Source organism: Ruegeria sp., from assembly GCF_040830605.1.
GTDB lineage: Bacteria > Pseudomonadota > Alphaproteobacteria > Rhodobacterales > Rhodobacteraceae > Ruegeria.
Window position 1 is genome coordinate 471,964 of record NZ_JBFOMD010000008.1, and the last position, 19,321, is coordinate 491,284.

A 19,321-nucleotide genomic window follows, 5' to 3' on the forward strand; every position below is an offset into this window, starting at 1 on the left:
AGTCGAGTCAGCAGAATATCTATTGAATGCACCGCTAAGCCCATGAAGGTTTGTCCAGTGGCTGTTGCGCAATCTCCGCCATGAAAGTGTCGATCAGCGCTTTGGTATGGGCTTTGGCGAGTTCAAATTCACCTATCTGGATGAGGAAATAGATCAGCCGCGTGAAGCCGATTACCAATCCGTTTCTGCTTTCTCGAAGGTTGAGTGCGGGTTTGCTGGTCTCTCGGACGAAGTCTTTCCAACGCGTCCTATGGTCGCGAGCGACAAGCGCGAGCCGAGCTTCCGCCTCGTCCTTGCTTGTGAGATACCTTTGCCAGCCATAGCGTGCGATGTGGGCCCGCACCAACCACTTGAATGCTTCGCTGCGACCGTGAAGCTTCGCCGCCATTTCAGCTGCGGTATCAAGGCCGCTTTCGATCTCTAAATGAAGTCGTGGTTCAGACAGCCCAGCCTCCAAATCGGTAAGCGCCGCGGTGCCCTGACCCTTGGCATCCCAATAGTTGAGCCATTCTCTGATTGTCGACCTTGAACTATCGTAAATGTTCAGGCGGCTACGCTCAGCAATCAGTTCCGAGAGCTTGCCGGGGGGGTAGTCGCCAGGCTTTGGAGGCTCCACATTGTCCTTTTCCTCATTCTCGTGGCTCGTGGACGCGTATCGATCCGCCTTGCGCGCGTGTTCGATGTTGGGCCCAACTTTTTTGCGGAGATCATCCCCGATGGACGGAGATAGGTTGGCTTTCTCAACGGCGAGTCTTTCGCTCGGCATGATAAAGGTGGAAAGAAGTGCAGATCCTTCGGCAGTCTGGGCCAAAGGGAGAGAGGGAAGCTCCTTGTACAAATCTTCGGCATAGTGCCAGTCCTCAGCCCTGATTAGATCGTTCAGCATGGGCGCGATGCGTTCGGGATAGTGCTTTGCCACGGCAGCGTAGTATTCGCTGCGAATATGATTGGTTCCGTCACCGTCGGTGTAGTCCGTGATGCGGTGAAACGCGCCTGCCAGATCCAAGAGAGTTTGCTTGGCGCCCTGATCCCCAGCTTCGATCATCATTCCTAACGCGGTAAGAACATCGTCTGCAAAGGCATCCTTTCGCCAGCCATACCCAACCAAACAATCAACAGCATGTCTCAATGCCTGGGCTGCGAGCTGAAGTTTGTTGTGGTCGTGCGCAGCAAGAGCCAGCTTGCCGAAGGTAGCGGCTCGCTCGTTGAACACAGTCACGGACCGCCTGAGTTCGTCCATGTAAGTCGAAATGAACGTCTCAGCGCTAGCTGGGTCATGCAATGATATCCGGCGTGTTGTGAGCTTTTCCAGCCAAAGTTCGTTGAGCCAGAAGGCTGATGTACTCGCCTCAGAAAAAGCGGCATCGTCGATTTGATACGCAGCATCAAGCCCTCGACCTATGAGGCAAAGATCGAAGGCGACGTCGATAAGCGCAAGGCGCACGGCAATGAAACGCCTTTGAGCGTCATAACCTCGCTCGTAGCAAGGTTGCCCATCATACCAACTGAATACGTCACCGAGAGTTGGCCAACGCTTCGTGTTGGCCCAGTGTGCAGCGATGCGTTGCGCGAGTTTTTCAAACGCACGTACTGCACCCGCGAGCCAGCTTTCCGATGCATGATCCGGGATCTTTACCCAGCCTTTTGTTGGCTTTCCCGCCAGAGCAGCCGCAAGTGCGGACATGAAATTATTGTAGACGATTCCTCGAATATCCGTCTGGTGGCGATCTGCCGGGCCGTCAGCGCCTGCGAAAAGCGTGGACAGATCTGTGCCGGAGTTGCTTCCTTTTACTGCGTCGCCTTTGGCGATACCCAAGCAGCGAATAGCGGGGTGCTTTCCTGCCTTCAACGGAGTTTGGCTAGCAGGCGACAGGCCTTCGAGACACAGGCAGGCAAACAGCTCGCGGTCAAACTCGACGCCTGTGAAACTCTTGCCGGCTTGGAAGACGGCACTAACATTCCCGGCAAGGCGCGCGCTTTGAGCGAAAGCGGCAACGATAGGGTCCGCTTGACCAGAACCGCGCGCGAAATGCAGCACCCGAGCAACCTCGTTCTTCTTGCTTGCGGCAACGACTGAAACCACAGCCCGAGCAAGTTCACCTTGCTGGTCATTGCTGACGTATTCGTCGTGACGGTTCTGGGTGAGGCGTCCATTAAGCTCCTCAACAGCTCGGTCGACAAGCGCATCTCGCTGACTCTCATCGGTCATCTGGACGAGCGCCGGGATTAGCGAGGGGGGCAAGCTACCCAAGTCGGCGCGGAGGACGGCCTGGACATAAGTATCGCCACTTAAAGCGGCGGCAACATACCAGACCTGGGCTAGTTCATCGTGCTGTAGCTCATCGGCATTTATCGCACGAATCTTTACAAGTCGGTGACGTGCGACGCTTGCCAAATCGAATACTTCGAAAGCGGCCTGTTCGGCATGATTCAATACATTGATCAAGCGGTCGATCGGATACCCCGCAGTGACGAAGGACAAAGCCCACTCACGGGAAGGTCCCTTGATTAGGTTCTGTGCGTTCCCGCGTGTTGCCTGAGTGATCCATAGCCACGCCTCTCGCCAGTAGGGAGGCGCTTCTGTTTCCAGCCATGCCAAAGTCGGCTCGCTGTTGGCCATAAAAGTTGAATAGTGACTGGGATCATCTCGAAGAAAGGCGAACAAGCTACCGTGAAATGGGCGCACTTCCATCTCTCGAAAGTCGAGGAGATGACCGATCTCCGCCAGCCCCAAGATGCTCTGATCGTCCACGCCGAAGCAGTTGTTGAGAGCAAATGGCGGCGGACTGAAGTCGAGACCAGCCAGGACGTGCAGAATTGCCTTCCCGCGTGGAGAAAGCTGCAACATAAACCCTGCGTAGTAATCCCGGATGTCTCCACTGGGGCAGGCCGGCTGCGCTCGAACTAGGTCTGGCGTCACTTCATTGCCGACACGGGCAACGGCCTCGAATGAATAAATCAGATGCAGAGGCAAGCCATTGGATATGTCGAAGAAAGCATCAGAAACGGCGGCGAGCGCCTTCGCTTTCGATTGGTGAGACCAGCGGACGAGATTCAGCCTTCCTGCGCGGTGTTGTGATGCAATCCAGCCTTCAACAGCAGCGCGGTTCATAAGAGGAAGCTCGACCCAACCTTCCATAGGCGCTGCAACCAGCATCCTTGTTGGAAGGTCCCTTTCCGCAATCTTCTGGGTCCCAATTACCAGATGGGTACCCGGTACGGCGGGGATAAGCGCGTTAAAGAGTTCTTCGGCGTGCTCACGATCACGGCCTTCTCGCCAGACGTGATCGAGTCCGTCGATGATCACGATAAGGCGCCTTCCTTCCGCGACGACTTTCTGGGCAGCTTGTTCGATCGTTTCGCCCAAAGTACTATGCTTCCGCACTCTAAAGTCAGGCATCGCCTCTTGAAGTTGGGCTTCTAGCGAACGTGCAATAGCTTGGAAGTGGAACCTTCCCTCAGATCTGTCATCGAGGCTAAGGAAGTAGTGGTGCCGTATACACACAACTTTTTTAGTATCGAGTTTCGACTTAAAGTGGCTGAGGTAAGTACTTTTCCCACGCCCAGGAGGGGCCCAAAGAACCGTGACGCCATCGTCATTGAGTACCCGCGAAAAGAAATCGTCAAAAAAGCTCTCGTCCGGTACACGGTAGTTTTCTGGTACCGTGAAATCTTGGGGAAGGGGCATGGCTCTTTCAGGGGAAAAAGCTTGCTGGAGATGGATGTAGCGGATACGCCCGTCAGGGCCTGGCCAATTTTTTTGTGTCGCCCAAAGTTGGAGTTGTTTCTGGAATAATGCCCAGCCAGCGCCGTCCGTGTCAGATGCTATACGCGCCCAGAGGGTCGCTTCAAGGTCCTCCAGTATGGGCTGCGAGTGAATGAAGTCAAAGTTTTTAAAGAACTTTTGAGCGGCCGCAGCCGATCCAAGCTGTGCAATAATCCGCGTGCGAATTGGCAAAGGGATTTTTGAATAATTGACGCGGCTGCCCTTCAAGGATTTAGAAAATTCCGAATCCGGTTTTCGATCCGTCATCAGACGAGCATTCGCCAGACAACCATCATCCAAAATCTTCAAGACCGGCACAGCCCAGTGCTGAAGGAAAGACTTTCCTTTGGGCTTCGCGCCTAAGAGCCATTCCCAATCAAGGGCTGTCTTTGGGTTTTCCGGATCGACAGCAAACTTGACCTGTGTAACTTCGAACCGACCATCAGCTAGGCACGCAACCACGTCATCCACGGCCCGGAATGACGGGTCAGATGTTTCGACCTGGACCCAAGAATATTTTTTGGGGTTGCGATAGAAATCAAGCAGTGTCTCTGCGGCAACCAAGTCCTGGTATGCGAAGCCAACTCTTGTGATTGCGGTTGGTTTGTAGTTGTGCCCCATGCCTCATGCTCTCTGAACTGGGTCTTGTTCCAACGCCCAGCATGCTCGACTAATTGCATAGATCTCACCCGCATTCCATGAGAATAGACTTTTCTGTTGCATGCGCCCCGGGCTTAAGACCAGTCATTTGCTGCGACTTCCACGAATGACAGGTATGGGCCGGCCGTGACTAAACTAGATTTTCTAAAACGCCCCTGAGGCGCATACGAAAAACCTAAGGCGGCCGTGATGATTTTGAGAGTTTTCTCGGTCGACCTTTGTAACCCACGATCAGCTTTTCATCCTCGAGCAGACGTAGCGCCGTTTCCCAGCGGATTTTGAGTTTTCGCGCTACCCTGTTGATTACTTTGGTCTCTGTCCAAATACGGCGCAGCTTATGTTTTGGCACTTTGGGCCTGCGAACCCCGCGCTGCACCTCAAAGCCGCGTTCCCTAAAGAGTTTGGACAGCGTTGCAGGCTTCATTCCGTTTGCGTTGGCGATATCTGAACAGGTCTTTCCCCTTTCATACTGCCTATAGAGGCGTTGAACATAGTCGACGCCAAGCAAGTCCAGGAGCCGACGCACAACCATAGGGCTAATTCCGAGCCGCTCAGCAAATTCCCTATGGGTTTTGCTAAGTTTGAGTAGAGCGAGGAGTTTGCGGCGCAGGTATGGCTGCCACGCATTTGGCGTCTCTCGCAGGAAAATAGTCGGAACTCTGCCGCATTTTATTTCGACTACTGTGTTCAAGCCTTATCCAGTTTCTTCAAGGTCATAGATCTTTGGTTGCATCCGTTGGCGCAAAGCCCTCGGCGTTACAGCAGCTTAACTGATGACGGCCTGACATTGCATTGAATTTTTGAGGCGCAAATGTGTAAATATCAGAAATTAAACAATAAAAATGACACCTGTAAAGTCATTTGTTAGGTTTCGTTAACTGGAATCAGTCGGAACATTTGACATGACAGGGAATTTGATTGTCGATCTCGCCAAGCATGAGCAGATCAAGTGTGACCTTCGGCTTAAAGGCAGTTCATTGGCCAAGCTGAGCCGTGACATCGGTCGTTCCATTAGCTCAGTGTCTACTGTGTCACAAGGGTACAGGCGCTCCGACTATGTTCAGAAAGCCATAGCAGAGAAGCTTGGGACCACTCCCGAAGCTCTGTGGCCGGAACGTTATGGATAACGGAGGTGCCCAAATATGAGCTAGCAACAACCTCATAGGAAGGAAAGAAAAAGGCCTCGCAAGCCACTACACCGCGAGACCCTTCTATTCTGTATCGATAGCTTACCGATACACCTTCTTCCCCCGCCATGATCGCAAAGTCAACTGTTTCGTCGTCGCTTTTGGCGATGAGGTGGCTTGGCTTTGCCCAAGGAACATCAAAAGAAGGTGGAGAGGCACGATCGGCCCAAGCTGGTCGGCGCTCCAAATCAAAGACATGAAAGATGATGAGTTCACATTAACGGGCGAGATGTCGCCCGAAACCAGCCGTGCGACACGGGGTATTCCCCGGAGATCAACACATAGCTCCCGAGGCGGAGTTGTTATGCAATTGCCTGGGCAAAACCGCCCGAGGGTCGTTCAATTTGAAAGTAAACTGGAACAGCGCGTACTGTTTTTGCTGCTGGCTAACCCTGCAGTGACCAATGTTTGGGAACAGCCACAATTCATCAGCTACCGCGATCAATCAGGCAATCGGAAAACTCACTTCATTGATTTTTTGGCGGAGCTAAAAAACGGTCGTCGATTGGCCATAGCGGTGAAGCCGTGGAAGGTGGTGTTGGAGAAGAACTTCTGCCGCGAGCTGCAGCAGATCCGCGCAGCTATGCGCAAGGATTTTGCCGATGACATCGTGTTAGTTACAGAGCGCGATTTCACCCGCGCAGAGGCCCTCAACGCACAACGTTTCGTTGAGTTCTCAAAGACGCGAAATTCGGAGCATCAGGCTCATCTCAAATCCATCATCTGTGACGTTTGTTTTCCAGTAACGGTCAACGAGCTGTGCCAGTTGTTGGGGCTCGGTGGCGCAGGGTTCAGGAGCATTGTGATTGGGATCTTTGAAGACATACTCACGGCCGACAGAAAGCACCTGATTGATCTCGACACTTTGCTTTCGAAGGGAGGTGCCAAATGAACCTGCCTTTCAGAGTGAGTGTCTTTGGCCGTCTGACGATCGATGGCCGGAAGTACAAATTAGACCGAAAAACCGACTTTGGTTACCACTTCGAAGATTTTGATGAGACTGGTCGAAACTTGTCTCTCACATTCGACGAATTTGCCGAACTCCTTCAAAGGCCCGATGTGACCTTTGATCCTGGATATTTTCTGCCTGAACGCCAGGACGTGCGAATGAGTGCGGGTGTTGAAGCAATAGCAAGCCTGCCAGATGACGTGAGATCCGAAGTGGTATGGCGTTTCTCCTGGGTCGACGGGTTCTATCAATTTGAGCGTGTCGATGAAGCGAAGCGGACCGATTTCTCGCTTCAGAGCGTCATTCCTTCCATCGAAGCCCATGTAAACAAACAGGCGCGTGCGGCCCAGAGCAATTGGCGCAACCCAAGGGCCGGAAAGAAGAACGTTTATCGGGACCCACCCAGTCCAAGAACCTTAAGAGAATGGGTGAAACGATACGAGAAAGCAGGCGGCTCTCCGCTCGGGTTGATCCCGGGCACGCATAGATCCGGCAACCGGACTGCGCGGTTCTGCCTCGAGGCTTCGAGATTGCTGGGCGAATGCCTCGAAGCCTATTTGACCCGGAAAAGACTAACCAAGAAAAACGTCGCGGATGTGTGCCTAGACCGGTTTAAGACCGTAAACGAGCAACGATTGGTGGAGGGCAAGCCGGAACTCACAATTCCTTCGCGGCGCAAAGTTGAGCGCGCCCTTTCTGAGCTTGATCCGTATTTCACATGTGTCCAAAGGCATGGCGTCGATTATGCCAATCGCAAGTTCGCGCTTTATGAGGAAGGTGTAACAGCAAGCTATCCAATGGAGCGTGTTGAGATCGATGAATGGTGCGTTGATCTGATCACGATACTTGCTGAACGAGGCGCGCTGGATCATTTGAGTCCTGAAGAGCTCGCCAAGCTGGATCGTGGGCGTCGTTGGCTTTACCTCGCGATCGACTGTGCCACGCGATGTGTGGTGGGCATGAGACTGGCGGAAAAGCCGAATTGCCAAGACGCCATGGCTCTTTTGTCTGACATCACACGCGATAAAACGGACATTGCGATAGCGGCTGGCTGCAAGTCGACCTGGCATCACTACGGCGGGTTGAGTTCCCTGGTGACTGATCTTGGCGTTGCTTTTGTGGACGATGCGTTTCGAAGTGCGGTCTTTGATGCGCATGGGGTTGTTGAGACGCCTCGCGGCGGGCTACCGCGTTTGCGCGGGCGCGTGGAGCGTATCTTTCGAACCTTTGGGACGGCCCTGATGCCTCTCCTCGCCGGTCGCACATTTTCCGATCCTAAAGAGCGAGGAGATTACCCTTCGGAAGAGATGGCTTCTCTTTCAGATGACGTGCTGATGGAAATCCTCATCAGGTTCGTTGTGGACGTGTATCACAACATGCCGCACCGCGGGCTGAACGGCGAAACCCCCAATAATTGCTGGAAACGCTTCGCCGATAAAATGGGTATTGTCCCCCAGCTTGCAGAAACCACCCGACGCAAAGCCTTTGGTGTGAGGTATCGCAGGCGTGTTTTTGGCAAAGGAGTGAGGCTGTTTGGCATCGACTATACCTGCCAGGCACTGCGTGAGTTTTATGTGCACGACCGTCGCCGTCACGTTCATTTAAAAGTTGACCTGAACGATCTCGGTTGGATCATGATTCAGATCGGGAAAAAGTGGTATGCGGCGCGCGCTCTGCAGAAGTGCTTTGACGCCGTGTCTTATGAACAGTGGGAAGCGACCGCGCGTCAGCTGCGGCTGAAACACAAGGCTGAGGCCGTGCTTCAGGAGAAGATCATCTCTGACGCATTGCATGCCATCATCCAAAAGAACTCAGAAGAAGAGCGCCGGTTCGGAGCCGTTCTCAAGCGTCAGACACCTACTGGGCTTAGACGGGCCAGAGAAGATCTGTTCCAGGGGTTGAGCATCGAAACGGATGATCCTGAAAGCTTTGACCTTCCGCCAGAGCCAGATCTATTCGGCCATGTCATCCCGTCATCGGACGAAGGAGAAGATACCACCGAGGTTACAGCTGATCAGGGGCAAAGCCCCACTGGGGATCGTCCCAGAACTTCGAAATGGAGGATTGAGGATGACTGATCTCCCCTGCGACCCATCTGATGAGATTGACGTCCAGATTGCGCGTCTTCGAGATATGTTCGTTTCACACCAGGTATTCCACGATTTCAAACTTCTTTTTGATCGCCATCTCCGCCGAAGACGAGCGGCTATCCGATTGGGCAGCCGAAGCGAGGCGCGTGGTCTTGCACTGATCGGGGCGTCAGGCAGTGGGAAATCCACTCTCGTAGACCGCTTGTTTGACAATCATACTGACCTGATCCTGCCAACGGAGGGCTTGGACGTGGCGGAAGTGATCCGGCTATTGGTGCCGTCACCAGCGACGCTAAAGAATGTTGGCACGACGATCCTGTCCAGTCTGGGATATCCGCTCACTCGTGACAAGTCGGTGGGCATCATATGGACGCAGGTGCGTCAGTTTCTCCAAATGCGAAGGACCCTGTTTGTGCATCTGGACGAGGCTCAGGACCTCTACATCAGCAAAGGCGTCAAAACCCGCAATGACGTGGTGAACACCCTGAAGTCTCTGATGAACGATAAGGATTGGCCGGTTGGACTCGTTCTGTCTGGCACGCCCGATCTGATCGAGATGATCAATTCGGATGTTCAGCTTAAAAGGCGCATAGATGTTGTGCACCTGGGTGCAGTGAGTTGGATTTCCCACGAACCCGAGATCACAGAGATCTTTACTGAGTTCGTTGGGAAATCTGGTCTGATACCTTCCATCGAACTTCAACAGAGAGAGTTTCTCAAGCGGCTGGTCCATGCAGGTGGCAATGAGTTTGGATTGTTCATCGAAATGTGTCTGAGCGGGATAGAAGAGGCGCTCTATGACGGGGAAACCCAACTCCGACTTGGACACTTTGCAGAGGCATTCCGGCGCAAGTCGGGGTGTATCCCTGCATTCAACCCGTTCCTTGCCCAAGACTACCAGAGCATAGATGTCAGAACCATTATGGGCTGGTTGGATCTCGATGACCCTTCGCCGGATGGAGGAGTGTCATGACAGCATTACTCGCTCTGACTTTGACTCATCATCACATGGAAACCCCTGCCTCTTATGTAGCCCGCCTGTCACGCCGCAATCGCAGTATTCCGAGGGAGTTCTGTTCAGATCTGGGTCTGAGATGGCCCCATATCTGCTCGGCCCATCCGGATCAGCTGGAGCGGCTGTCACAACTGGCTGGGGTGCCACTTGAGGCGTTGGAAGTGGCGGCATCCAGATTGGTTGGCCCCTGTCGGTACCGCGTCGGGTATTCCTTTGCCACCACAGGTTCCTTCCGTCGGGCTACCACCCGAATTTGTCCGAAGTGTATTGTGGATGTCATTGATAGGTCGGGCCCTGAGAACGCGTTTCAACTTGTTGAGTGGTTGGTGCTTCCGATTGGGACCTGCGCAAGACACGGCGTTCCGCTGCTCCAGCTTCCCAACGCGTCATACGTACATCGCACCTATGATGTGGTTGAACAAGTAACGCGTCACCAAGATGTGATCTTTGAAGCCGCTCAAGACGCAACAACGCTTGGGCGATCTTCGTTTGAAACCTACCTGAGCCGCCGAATTGAGTTTGGGGTCGCTGGTGACTGGTTGGACTCGCTGGAGCTAACGCATCTTCATCAGGCCGCTTTGACATTAGGTATGGCGATTGCCATGGACCGCAGCGTCGGCCGCTCGGATTTGGACTTCGAACAAGAGCGTACTTGCATGTCGGCTGGTTTCGAAGTTCTGAAGAGTGGGCCGGAAGCCCTGAAATCTGAATTGGAGCGTGCCAGGCGCCATTCTTCCTCCAAGCGGTCATATTTTACGACCGATATGGGCGAATTCTACACTTGGCTTAAGGAAGCTGAAGAGGACCCGGCGACAGCAGTCCTCAGGGCTTGTGTGCAGGATTTTGTGCGTGAAAACTATCCGCTGCAGACCGGTGCGAAAGTTCTAGGTACGGAAATCTCAGCACCCAAACTCATCACGCTTGAACGCGCGCGGGAACTACATGGGGTCGGCGAGGTTCGGGTGCGAGGTATTCTCGCCCATCTTCGCGGTGAAAATGCAAGCGACCTGTCATACATGAAAGATGTCAGCCTTGAGGATCTGGCCGCCGTTCTCGACTTCTGGTCCGGTTTGCAGAATATCAAATCCACCGCGGTCCAGCTGAATATCCATCCGGTCCAGGTTAAGGCACTGATCCGGCACAATGTTCTGGAAGCCTATCGTTTTGGAACGTCTCTGCGCTATGTGCCATCGTCCTCGGTACAGACCTTGCTGAATAGGCTTGAAGGCTTACGCATTGCGTCTCGGGCACGTCATAGGCTGCCCCTCTCGGAGTACAGCCGACAGAGCGGGGTGGCCCTGGCTCGCGTTGTCGCCGATTGGGCAGCAGGTCGACTGAGCGGCGTTTGGAGAGATCCGGACGTAGAGGGGTTGGCTGGAATTCTTATCGACTGCGCTGAGATCCTGGAGAAATCGGAGCGCGTGTTTTCCGGCGACTTGTCGCTTCTGGATGCGGCGGCGCGCTTGAGAATTAGCATCGGGTCAATCCGGCTATTGCGGGATTGTGGATACCTGAAGCAGGTAAAGCTGCGAAACCCGGACACGCAGCATTATCGTTACTACATCACTGAAGAGAGTATTCAGGCTTTTGAAAAATCCTACGTAACGCTGGGCCAATTGGCAGAGCAGTTTGAGATCGCCGCGATCCATTTGGCTCCGGCGCTGGATCGAAGAGAAGTTGAGACAATCCCCTGTGACGCCGGGTTTGTTCGGGCGTACCCGAAAGAGACGCTAGATGTGGTTCGGGATATGGCTAACAGAGTAACGAGTTAATCTGATCTGATGATCTCAACGGATATTTGAACCAGTGCGCGCGGCGGAGTTGGCCAGATGCTCTACCGCGCATGCTCACCAATAATAGTGGGGTTTGGGGCATGACAATGCCGCCTCCGATGGCCATAGTTCCGCGGTTGCTTCCTTGGGTCCTGTTGACAACAACTATGGTGTACCGTCCCAGATGGCTGTCTTGACACTGCGAGAAACACGATGACCCGTCCAACTTTCACCTCTAGCGTTTCGCCTGAGATCGAGCAGGTCATCCAATCTAAGCTTACCGCTTTGGAAGCGGATCATGATGTCCGAGTGCTGTTCGCCATTGAAAGCGGCAGCCGTGCATGGGGTTTCCCATCTCCCGACAGCGATTACGATGTACGCTTCACCTATGTACATCGGCCAGACTGGTATCTGAGCATTGAGCCCGGTCGTGATGTTATCGAACTGCCTATTGAGTGTGATTTGGACATAAACGGTTGGGATATTCGTAAAGCGCTTGGTTTGTTGATCAAACCTAACCCTGTGATTTTGGAATGGTTATCCAGTCCTATCAGGTACAGATGGAATGATGCGGTCTGTGAACGGCTGATTGCCTTCGCAGCCAAGACGACCTTCGGCGAATCCTGTCTGCACCACTATCGAAACTTGGCGCAGAAACAGTGGGACAAGCATGTTGGTGAGAGCCAGGAGGTGAGCTTCAAAACGTATTTCTACATACTGAGACCCGCCTTGGTGATCTCCTGGATCAGGCAGATACCCGACACACCGCCGCCGATGAACCTGCATGATCTTGTTAAAGATCAGGACCTGTCTCCCGAACTTATCGGGCATATAGACAGACTTTTGGTGCTTAAAAGCAAAACCAAGGAAATGGGCCGTGGACAACGCATAGCGATCATTGACGATTTCATCCAAGATCAAATGGCGTGGGCATCCGATGTGAAAAAGAACGAAGATCGCCTCGACCTCATGGCCGAGGGTAATAGCTTGCTGAGGCACATCGTTAAGGAATTTGCCGAGGTTTGAAATGCCAATATCGAAGGCATGTGACAGCAGATCGGGCGTTCAACGAGAGACCGGTGCATATAACACCCGAACTGCGATGTGTAGGGGCTTTTATCTAAGGCCTTGCCTCCGAGAACTCAAAACCTGACACTTATGCGGGACGCGGCGAATGTCTCAAAGGAGCCCTTTCTGCAATTTTCTGCATCGCAATCGAATGTCCGCAATCAAGCGCATATTCCGCAGATTGCATGCGAAATCGTCGATTAGCTCGCAGAATCCTACCTGAAGCGACCGGTATTCCGCGTTGGTTTGGCGTGGGTCTTGCGACAACATGCGCTTTGAACAAGGATCGCAGGCCAGGCAGATGCGGGCCTGACTTGGTTTAACCAAGTCTCAAAAAGGTAGGCTGACTATCGAAGCGGCTACGTGCAGCCTGATCTGGCGAGTCCAGTTTGGTACTTGGCGCAAAATAGGCTGGTGCGTCTTCGGGATGCGAAGCTCAGCTGCAGGCCTTGCCGCTCAATACGTATTGGACCAATTTATGAAATCCAAAAAGATGCTGCCTACTACATTGATCTAACCGAACATCAATTACGCTCAAACTTTTTAAAGTGTTGGCCGGCAAAAGCCATGAAGCTTCGAACCGCCGGGCGTCTGTAACTTTCCTGAGAAGCGACCAACCAAAGAGTATGGTGAAGCTCATCGTGCTGGAAGCACCGCACGAGATCGGGATGCGCATCACCTGTCACACATGGTAGCAACCCTAGACCGACCCCTGTTTGCAAAGCCGCAACCATGCTGGCTACGGCGTTAACCTGATAAAGAACCTGACTGTCTTTGAGTTGCAGGTTTAACCAATCGACCGCTTTCATAACTTTCGCGACATCGTTCGAATAAACTAGGAACTTATGGTTTTTTATCTCTTTAAGTGTTTTTGGCGCCGTGTATTTTTGATCGTAGGACTGGCTGCAGTACACGCCTAAGGGGAACCTGGCAAGTTTCTTGGCGACGAGCGCATCACCCGAAATCTCGTCCAATGGTCGAAGTGCCAGATCGGCCTTTCCGGTCTCGAGAGGTGGCTGATCCTTGTTCCAAGCGACGTCGATCATCAACTCAAACGCAATGTCCGCGTTCTTTTCCCGAAAGCTTGATACCAAACCAACGCCAAATCGCTGCATAGCCTCAGCGTTACCGGCAAAACGGATCACACCTTGATCATCACGCGTCAGCTGTTCGGCGGTCGAAATTACCGATGTTGCTGAATTCCGCATGGTTCTAGCTACATCCAGTAGCACCATGCCCTGAGCTGTTATTTCATATCCGCGATTGTCACGATCAAATAGCTTTAACTTCAAAGAGTGCTCAAGCGCATCAATACGGCGAGCTACTGTTGTTTGGTTCAGTCCAACAACACTGGCTGCTGCGAGTGTCGACCCTTCCTCAGCTACCGCGAGAAAAACTCTAATGTCATTCCAATTGAACATCGCCGGTCTCTCACACGTCAGTCTGCAAGAATGCAGAATAGCACATCACTATTCTGTATTTGTGCAGAGGGGGCTCGTAGGTATCCTAGCACCCAACTGTTGAACTTGCGAGGATCCTGCAGTGCGCGGCTTACCGGAAAAAACCCGAGACATTCATAATCATCACATCGATAGCACAGTGTGGGAAGACGTACGGTTTCGCGACGACGACATCATCATTGGGACTTATGCAAAGTCAGGAACCACTTGGATGCAACAGATCGTGGGTCAGCTCTTGTTTGATGCACAAGAAGGAATTGCCGTTTCAGAAATGAGCCCTTGGGTCGACCTGCGCGTCCCGCCAAAAGAAGTGAAACTCGCAATGATCGAGGCGCAGACCCATCGCCGTTTTATGAAAACGCATTTACCTGTCGATGCGCTCGTGTTCCATGACAAATGCAAGTACATTTATGTTGGGCGCGACGGGCGCGATATTGTCTGGTCGTTGTATAACCATCATGCAAACGCAAACGAAGCTTGGTACGACGCGCTGAACAATTCGCCGGGGCGCGTAGGGCCGGCTATTGGCGCGCCTGCACGCTCAGAGATCGAGTATTTCCAGCATTGGTTGGAAAACGACGGCGCGCCGTTCTGGTCATTCTGGGAAAGCGTCCGCTCGTGGTGGGAGATAAGGGACCTGCCAAACGTGTTGCTGGTTCATTTTTCTGATTTGAAGGCTGATCTGGAAGGACAAATGTCTCGGATAGCCGACTTCATCGATGTGACCGTTGACGAAGAGACAATGGAACGCGCTCTTGAACACTGCTCGTTCGACTATATGAAAACAAACGCAGCTCAATCGGCGCCTTTAGGAGGTGCATTTTGGCAGGGAGGCGCCCGCACGTTTATTCACAAAGGGATGAATGGCCGGTGGCGGGATACACTGCCGCAATCCCTCATAGATAAGTATGAAGAGACTGCAAAAACTCAACTTGGAGAGGAATGTGCCCGATGGATTATGTCCGGTAGCCAACAGGGCTGATCAGGCATCACCGAGTGATCGCAATCCGTGACTGCGAAGCCTCGGAAAAGGTCGCGCACCTCAGCGCACCAGACGTTGTTCTTATTGAGTTTAATCCGAAATTCCAAACGAACCGGTGAGGTGCGGCGCAATGCTAGAGAACCGCAAGCTTGCAGCAATATTGGTAACGGACATAGTTGGTTTCAGCCGTCTGACGGGTGCTGACGAAGAAGGTACTCTGGCCCGGCTACGCACCCTTCGCAATGATGTTGTCGAGCCAGCAATCGATGTGCACAAAGGTCGCCTGGTGAAGCGAACCGGAGATGGATCGCTCATTGAATTTCGAAGCGTGGTCGAAGCCGTTCGATGCGCGGTCGCAATCCAACGTGCGATGAACGAACGAAACGCCGGATTACCTCAAGATAGCCGCGTAGAATTCCGGATGGGTATCCATCTCGGAGATGTTGTCGAAGAAGGCGACGGTGATCTTATGGGGGACGGCGTCAACATCGCTGCGCGTCTGGAAAGTATATCTGATCCTGGCGCCATCTGCATATCTGAAGACGCGTATCGTCAGGTTCGGGCCCGGCTCGACTTGTCAGTTACGGACTTGGGAACGAAGTCGCTAAAGAACATCAGCGAACCCTTAAAGGTCTATGCGTTGGAAGTCGGAAGTCCCGCTGACCCTCCAACCGGCGAATATGCCGATACTGTCCGGAATGCTCTTGATAAGCCATCTATCGCAGTTCTGCCTTTTACAAATATGTCTGGAGACGCCGATCAGGAATACTTCGTGGACGGAATGGCAGAAGACATCCTCACGGCTTTGTCCAGATTCGAGCAGCTTTTTGTAATCGCGAGGAACTCCAGTTTCGTTTACAAAGGCAGCGCCGTTGACATAACGCAGGTTGGACGCGATCTCGGCGTGAGATATGTGCTGGAAGGAAGCGCTCGAAGATCGGGTGACCGAATTCGTATTACAGGTCAATTGATTGACGCAAAGACGGGAAATCATCTTTGGGCCGAGAAGTTTGACGGTGTGTTCAATGATGTCTTTGCACTTCAAGACAAAGTCACCGCCAAGGTCGTAGGCGCCTTAGAACCAACTATACGTAAAGCTGAAATTGAACGCGCACGCCGAAAACCGGTGGAGCACATGGCGGCTTACGATCTTTATCTCCAGGCGCTGCCACATGTCTATGCATCTCATTCTGATGCCAACCTGAAAGCACTTGAGTTGTTGACCAAAGCGACAGACATAGATCCGGATTTTTCGCCTGCCTTGGCACATATTGGCTGGTGTTTAGTGCAGCGTGCCACTCGATTGTGGGTGCCATTTGGTGATGATGATGTTGGCCTGGCAGTTTCAAAGGCTCGCCGAGTGTTAACCAATGAAAGCGATGATGCGCATTCGATTGTTCTTGGTGGGTTCGTCCTTGCTATGACTGGCACGGACTATTTGTCAGGTTTAGACGCTGTAAAGCGGGCCGTGGATATCAATCCGGGTTCCGGTTTCGTCAATGCGATGGCAGGCTGCGCTCTTGTATTTGGCGACGAACTCAGCGACGGCCTTGATCTACTGGGCCGTGCACTTGATCTTTGCCCGAAAGATCCGAATTATTTCGGCTACCTAACTGTCACTGCCTTTGGTCACCTGGTTGCGGGTGCACCAGAACGAGCACTAGAACTCGCACAGCGTGCTCTGGCGATGAGCTCTGGATGGGATTCTACCTATTGGGTCCTCATAACAATTTACGCAAAGCTCGAACGACTAGATGATGCAAAAAATACTGCTGAAGAACTGCTAAGAAAGCACCCAGATGTGACGACGACGCGATACGAGCAAGTACTGCCAATCAGGAGTATCGAAGCGCGTCGACTGGTTCTCGACAGCTTACAAAGTGCCGGAGTTCCGTCTTAAAGGATTGGTATCCGCAAGAGATTGCTAACGGCAGCTTGGCGGGGCAAAGCTAACACTGAAGCAACGCTTATGAAGGACCGCTTCGTCCCGCAAGGCTGCCTTTCGTACTTGTTCCACTGAACGGCCATCACTCAACCAGAGATCGCTTCACATAAAACCGCTACTGCGACGTTCGCGGTTTGTTATGACGCTGCAAATCGTGCATTGGTTGCGAAAATCGGCCTATCGAGCTCTGTTTCGGTGAAGACTACGATGCGCAACATTGCTGTCTTAAGTGATGACCGGGCAAACGTCTGTTTTGTAGTGGGTGAGGAACATCGCGACGCAATCGTCCAGTACGTCCTTCGGCGTTGGGTTCTCACCGAGGAAGAACTCCGGCCAGAAGAAGAAGTTTTTGACGAGTGCCAAAAGCTGGTTGGTCGCAAAAACCGGATCAGTTTTTCGGACTACACCTGCATCCATGGCTTCGCTGATCAGCCTCGTTATCGGGTAGTCATGTGTCGCGGTTTCACTGAAGAATTGCCGGGACCGGTCAAGGTCACGGATCAATTCTGAGATAACCATCCGGTTTAATCCGATGGCGGTCTCATCTGTGATCACCCCAATGTAGCGCCACAAGGCTTCCTTCAATTGCTCGACGAAGTCGCGATCCGGATCATAAGGCACTGGCTCCATGCTCCGGTTCTGCTCCAGCATGATCTGTGAGATCGCCTCGAATAGGGCCTCCTTGCTCTCGAAATGATTGTAGAGCGTGCGACTCGATACGTTCGCTTTTTTGGCGATTGAAGTGGTCTTTGCCCCCAGAAACCCCTGCTCTTTGAACTCATCGATGGCCGCATCGATGATATCTTTTCTTTTCTTTTCAGTGCGTTTCACGATTTCTACCTCAAAAAGTAAAAAGATGTGTTTACAAACGCCATCTCCCCACCATAAGTAAACACAATAATTTACTTTAGCAAGGCGCAAAGCTGCCTGACCCCGAAAGGACCAAGACCATGACGACCCAACATCTGACCGCAGGCAAAAACGAAGTCACCTTCAAATCCTTTGGTATGGATCTGGCCGGCGATCTTTACCTGCCCGAAGGCTTTGATGAGACCAAGACCTACAAAGCAATCGTTGGGGCCAGCCCGTTCCCGCAGGTCAAAGATCAGATCCCGGCCACTTACGGCCCGGAAATGGCTGCACGGGGCTTCATCTACCTCGGATTCGACTACCTCGGCATGGGGGACTCCCCGGCGCTGCCTGGGGAGCATAAGCAATCCCGCTACATGTTTCGGCTGATTGAAAACACTTGGGACGCGGTGTCATACCTCGGCACTCTGCCGTTCGTTGACGAGATTTACGGTCTGGGCGTCTGCCAAGGCGGTTCAATCATCGCATCGTCTGCTGTGACCGATCACCGGATCAAGAAGATTGCCATGGTTTCCGGCATGATGGCGGCTGATGGTTTTCAATGGACCGACCGCAACATGGTTAATCAGCAAATCGCGGCCTCGAATGCGTCGATGCAGAAGATGTATGAAACAGGCGAACCGGATTATGTCGCTCCCTTTGGCCTCAATGATGAGCAATCCCGAGAGGACTTTGTCGGATCGGGCGTTAATCCGATGGCTGGTGAGTCTTACGACTACTACGGGCGCGATGGGGTCAAAGGCCCGGTCGCGGTTCCGACCTACACCAACATGCATATCGGAGATCAGGGCATGCAGTCTCTGATTTCCATCGGGGAAGCTTATGCCGACAAGATCGTGCAGCCATCCCTGACAATTTACAGCAGCACGGCCTTTACCGCGCCATGCTCCACCCAGTTTGTCGCGAAGTTGACCAACGAACATGAGGAATTGGCGTTTGATGAGTTCAGCCATGTGGACTTCTACTACAAGCCCGAGGCAGTAAAGGCGTCGACGGACGCAGTTGCCGAATTCTTTGGCAGATAAACAGATTGGGCAGACGTCATTCCGTGACCTCTGCTATTTTGATAGATCAAATGCGGGATCGCCTGACCGTAACATCTGTTCAGCGATGTTCGCGATTTCTTGTGTTGTAGCGTTTCGGAAAAATGATGTCTGCGCGCTTCTGAACCAGAAAATACGCGCAGACTTTCGAGAAACCTGCCGGGCGTCTGGCCCGGCATGATGGGCTCCGACGGGTTCGCCGTCCTCCCCATCGCCGCGCTTGATCCGCCCCACCGTGCGGCGTCTCCTGCGGTCCCCGCGCTTGATGGGTCCGGGTCCCCAAAAACAATTCCAATCAGCCGTGAGGGTTCAGGAAGTGAATGCCTCGTTTTCCGTGATCTTTTCGAACGCGGGTAAGAACGCGTCATGGTGCAGCTGACCTTCCCCCCGATTTTCGGGCCATTGCGAACTGGAATTTTCCACCTTTGAATGGACTAAGGAGGAAGACCCATGAAGCGGAAGCGTTTCACCGAAGAACAGATCATCAGCGTGTTGAAGGAGAGCGAATCTGGTG

General features: G+C 52.9%; 14 protein-coding genes. 9 read left to right on the top strand and 5 right to left on the bottom strand.

All coding sequences use genetic code 11. The features are described from left to right. Window positions 1-34: 34 nt before the first annotated feature. Both AB3N21_RS13845 and AB3N21_RS13850 read right to left on the bottom strand, forming a co-directional pair. Complete coding sequence (locus tag AB3N21_RS13845; protein ID WP_367935761.1) at window positions 35-4,387, bottom strand: NACHT domain-containing protein; 4,353 nt, start codon at window positions 4,385-4,387, stop codon at window positions 35-37. A 214-nt stretch (window positions 4,388-4,601) separates the two neighbouring features. After that, complete coding sequence (locus AB3N21_RS13850; protein WP_367935762.1) at window positions 4,602-5,117, bottom strand: hypothetical protein; 516 nt, start codon at window positions 5,115-5,117, stop codon at window positions 4,602-4,604. Window positions 5,118-5,328: 211 nt separating this feature from the next. On the opposite strand from AB3N21_RS13850, the gene AB3N21_RS13855 reads away from it, so the two are divergent. The 6 genes from AB3N21_RS13855 to AB3N21_RS13880 all read left to right on the top strand — a co-directional run bounded on the left by AB3N21_RS13855 (window position 5,329) and on the right by AB3N21_RS13880 (window position 12,465). Further along, window positions 5,329-5,553 carry a transcriptional regulator gene (locus AB3N21_RS13855; protein ID WP_367935763.1) on the top strand — a complete coding sequence of 75 codons (225 nt, stop codon included), beginning with the start codon at window positions 5,329-5,331 and terminating at the stop codon, window positions 5,551-5,553. Between the two features lie 256 nt (window positions 5,554-5,809). Beyond that, window positions 5,810-6,505, top strand: coding sequence for a Tn7 transposase TnsA N-terminal domain-containing protein (locus tag AB3N21_RS13860; protein WP_367935764.1), 696 nt, complete (start codon window positions 5,810-5,812; stop codon window positions 6,503-6,505). Beyond that, on the top strand, window positions 6,502-8,640 hold the full coding sequence (locus tag AB3N21_RS13865) for a Mu transposase C-terminal domain-containing protein (protein ID WP_367935765.1): 2,139 nt from the start codon (window positions 6,502-6,504) through the stop codon (window positions 8,638-8,640). Before AB3N21_RS13860 ends, AB3N21_RS13865 begins: the two co-directional genes overlap by 4 nt. Further along, window positions 8,633-9,625 (top strand): ATP-binding protein, encoded by a 993-nt coding sequence (locus AB3N21_RS13870; RefSeq protein WP_367935766.1) that lies wholly within the window; start codon window positions 8,633-8,635, stop codon window positions 9,623-9,625. Before AB3N21_RS13865 ends, AB3N21_RS13870 begins: the two co-directional genes overlap by 8 nt. After that, entirely contained in the window at window positions 9,622-11,439 is a 1,818-nt protein-coding gene (locus tag AB3N21_RS13875; protein ID WP_367935767.1) for a TniQ family protein, read from the top strand. The genes AB3N21_RS13870 and AB3N21_RS13875 overlap by 4 nt, the downstream gene beginning before the upstream one ends. A gap of 213 nt (window positions 11,440-11,652) precedes the next feature. Beyond that, complete coding sequence (locus tag AB3N21_RS13880; protein ID WP_367935768.1) at window positions 11,653-12,465, top strand: nucleotidyltransferase domain-containing protein; 813 nt, start codon at window positions 11,653-11,655, stop codon at window positions 12,463-12,465. Between the two features lie 566 nt (window positions 12,466-13,031). Here AB3N21_RS13880 and AB3N21_RS13885 read toward each other — a convergent pair. Further along, window positions 13,032-13,928 carry a LysR family transcriptional regulator gene (locus tag AB3N21_RS13885; protein ID WP_367935769.1) on the bottom strand — a complete coding sequence of 299 codons (897 nt, stop codon included), beginning with the start codon at window positions 13,926-13,928 and terminating at the stop codon, window positions 13,032-13,034. A 178-nt stretch (window positions 13,929-14,106) separates the two neighbouring features. Here AB3N21_RS13885 and AB3N21_RS13890 point away from each other — a divergent pair, with 178 nt between their 5' ends. Then, entirely contained in the window at window positions 14,107-14,949 is an 843-nt protein-coding gene (locus tag AB3N21_RS13890; RefSeq protein WP_367935778.1) for a sulfotransferase domain-containing protein, read from the top strand. A gap of 130 nt (window positions 14,950-15,079) precedes the next feature. Further along, window positions 15,080-16,849 carry an adenylate/guanylate cyclase domain-containing protein gene (locus tag AB3N21_RS13895; protein ID WP_367935770.1) on the top strand — a complete coding sequence of 590 codons (1,770 nt, stop codon included), beginning with the start codon at window positions 15,080-15,082 and terminating at the stop codon, window positions 16,847-16,849. Between the two features lie 270 nt (window positions 16,850-17,119). Here AB3N21_RS13895 and AB3N21_RS13900 read toward each other — a convergent pair whose 3' ends face one another. Further along, the gene (locus AB3N21_RS13900) at window positions 17,120-17,725 is read right to left on the bottom strand and encodes a TetR/AcrR family transcriptional regulator (protein ID WP_367935771.1); all 606 of its coding nucleotides are present in this window, start codon (window positions 17,723-17,725) and stop codon (window positions 17,120-17,122) included. 119 nt (window positions 17,726-17,844) lie between these two features. Here AB3N21_RS13900 and AB3N21_RS13905 point away from each other — a divergent pair, with 119 nt between their 5' ends. Beyond that, window positions 17,845-18,789 carry an alpha/beta hydrolase gene (locus AB3N21_RS13905; RefSeq protein WP_367935772.1) on the top strand — a complete coding sequence of 315 codons (945 nt, stop codon included), beginning with the start codon at window positions 17,845-17,847 and terminating at the stop codon, window positions 18,787-18,789. 327 nt (window positions 18,790-19,116) lie between these two features. On the opposite strand, the gene AB3N21_RS13910 is transcribed toward AB3N21_RS13905, so the two are convergent. After that, window positions 19,117-19,321 (bottom strand): hypothetical protein (locus tag AB3N21_RS13910; RefSeq protein WP_367935773.1); only part of this gene is annotated, 205 nt, incomplete at its 5' end.

Coding starts and splice junctions, on each gene's coding strand:
- AB3N21_RS13845 (WP_367935761.1), bottom strand. CDS start 4,387: ATGGGGCACAACTACAAACCAACCGCAATCACAAGAGTTGGCTTCGCA.
- AB3N21_RS13855 (WP_367935763.1), top strand. CDS start 5,329: ATGACAGGGAATTTGATTGTCGATCTCGCCAAGCATGAGCAGATCAAG.
- AB3N21_RS13860 (WP_367935764.1), top strand. CDS start 5,810: ATGAAAGATGATGAGTTCACATTAACGGGCGAGATGTCGCCCGAAACC.
- AB3N21_RS13865 (WP_367935765.1), top strand. CDS start 6,502: ATGAACCTGCCTTTCAGAGTGAGTGTCTTTGGCCGTCTGACGATCGAT.
- AB3N21_RS13870 (WP_367935766.1), top strand. CDS start 8,633: ATGACTGATCTCCCCTGCGACCCATCTGATGAGATTGACGTCCAGATT.
- AB3N21_RS13875 (WP_367935767.1), top strand. CDS start 9,622: ATGACAGCATTACTCGCTCTGACTTTGACTCATCATCACATGGAAACC.
- AB3N21_RS13880 (WP_367935768.1), top strand. CDS start 11,653: ATGACCCGTCCAACTTTCACCTCTAGCGTTTCGCCTGAGATCGAGCAG.
- AB3N21_RS13885 (WP_367935769.1), bottom strand. CDS start 13,928: ATGTTCAATTGGAATGACATTAGAGTTTTTCTCGCGGTAGCTGAGGAA.
- AB3N21_RS13895 (WP_367935770.1), top strand. CDS start 15,080: ATGCTAGAGAACCGCAAGCTTGCAGCAATATTGGTAACGGACATAGTT.
- AB3N21_RS13905 (WP_367935772.1), top strand. CDS start 17,845: ATGACGACCCAACATCTGACCGCAGGCAAAAACGAAGTCACCTTCAAA.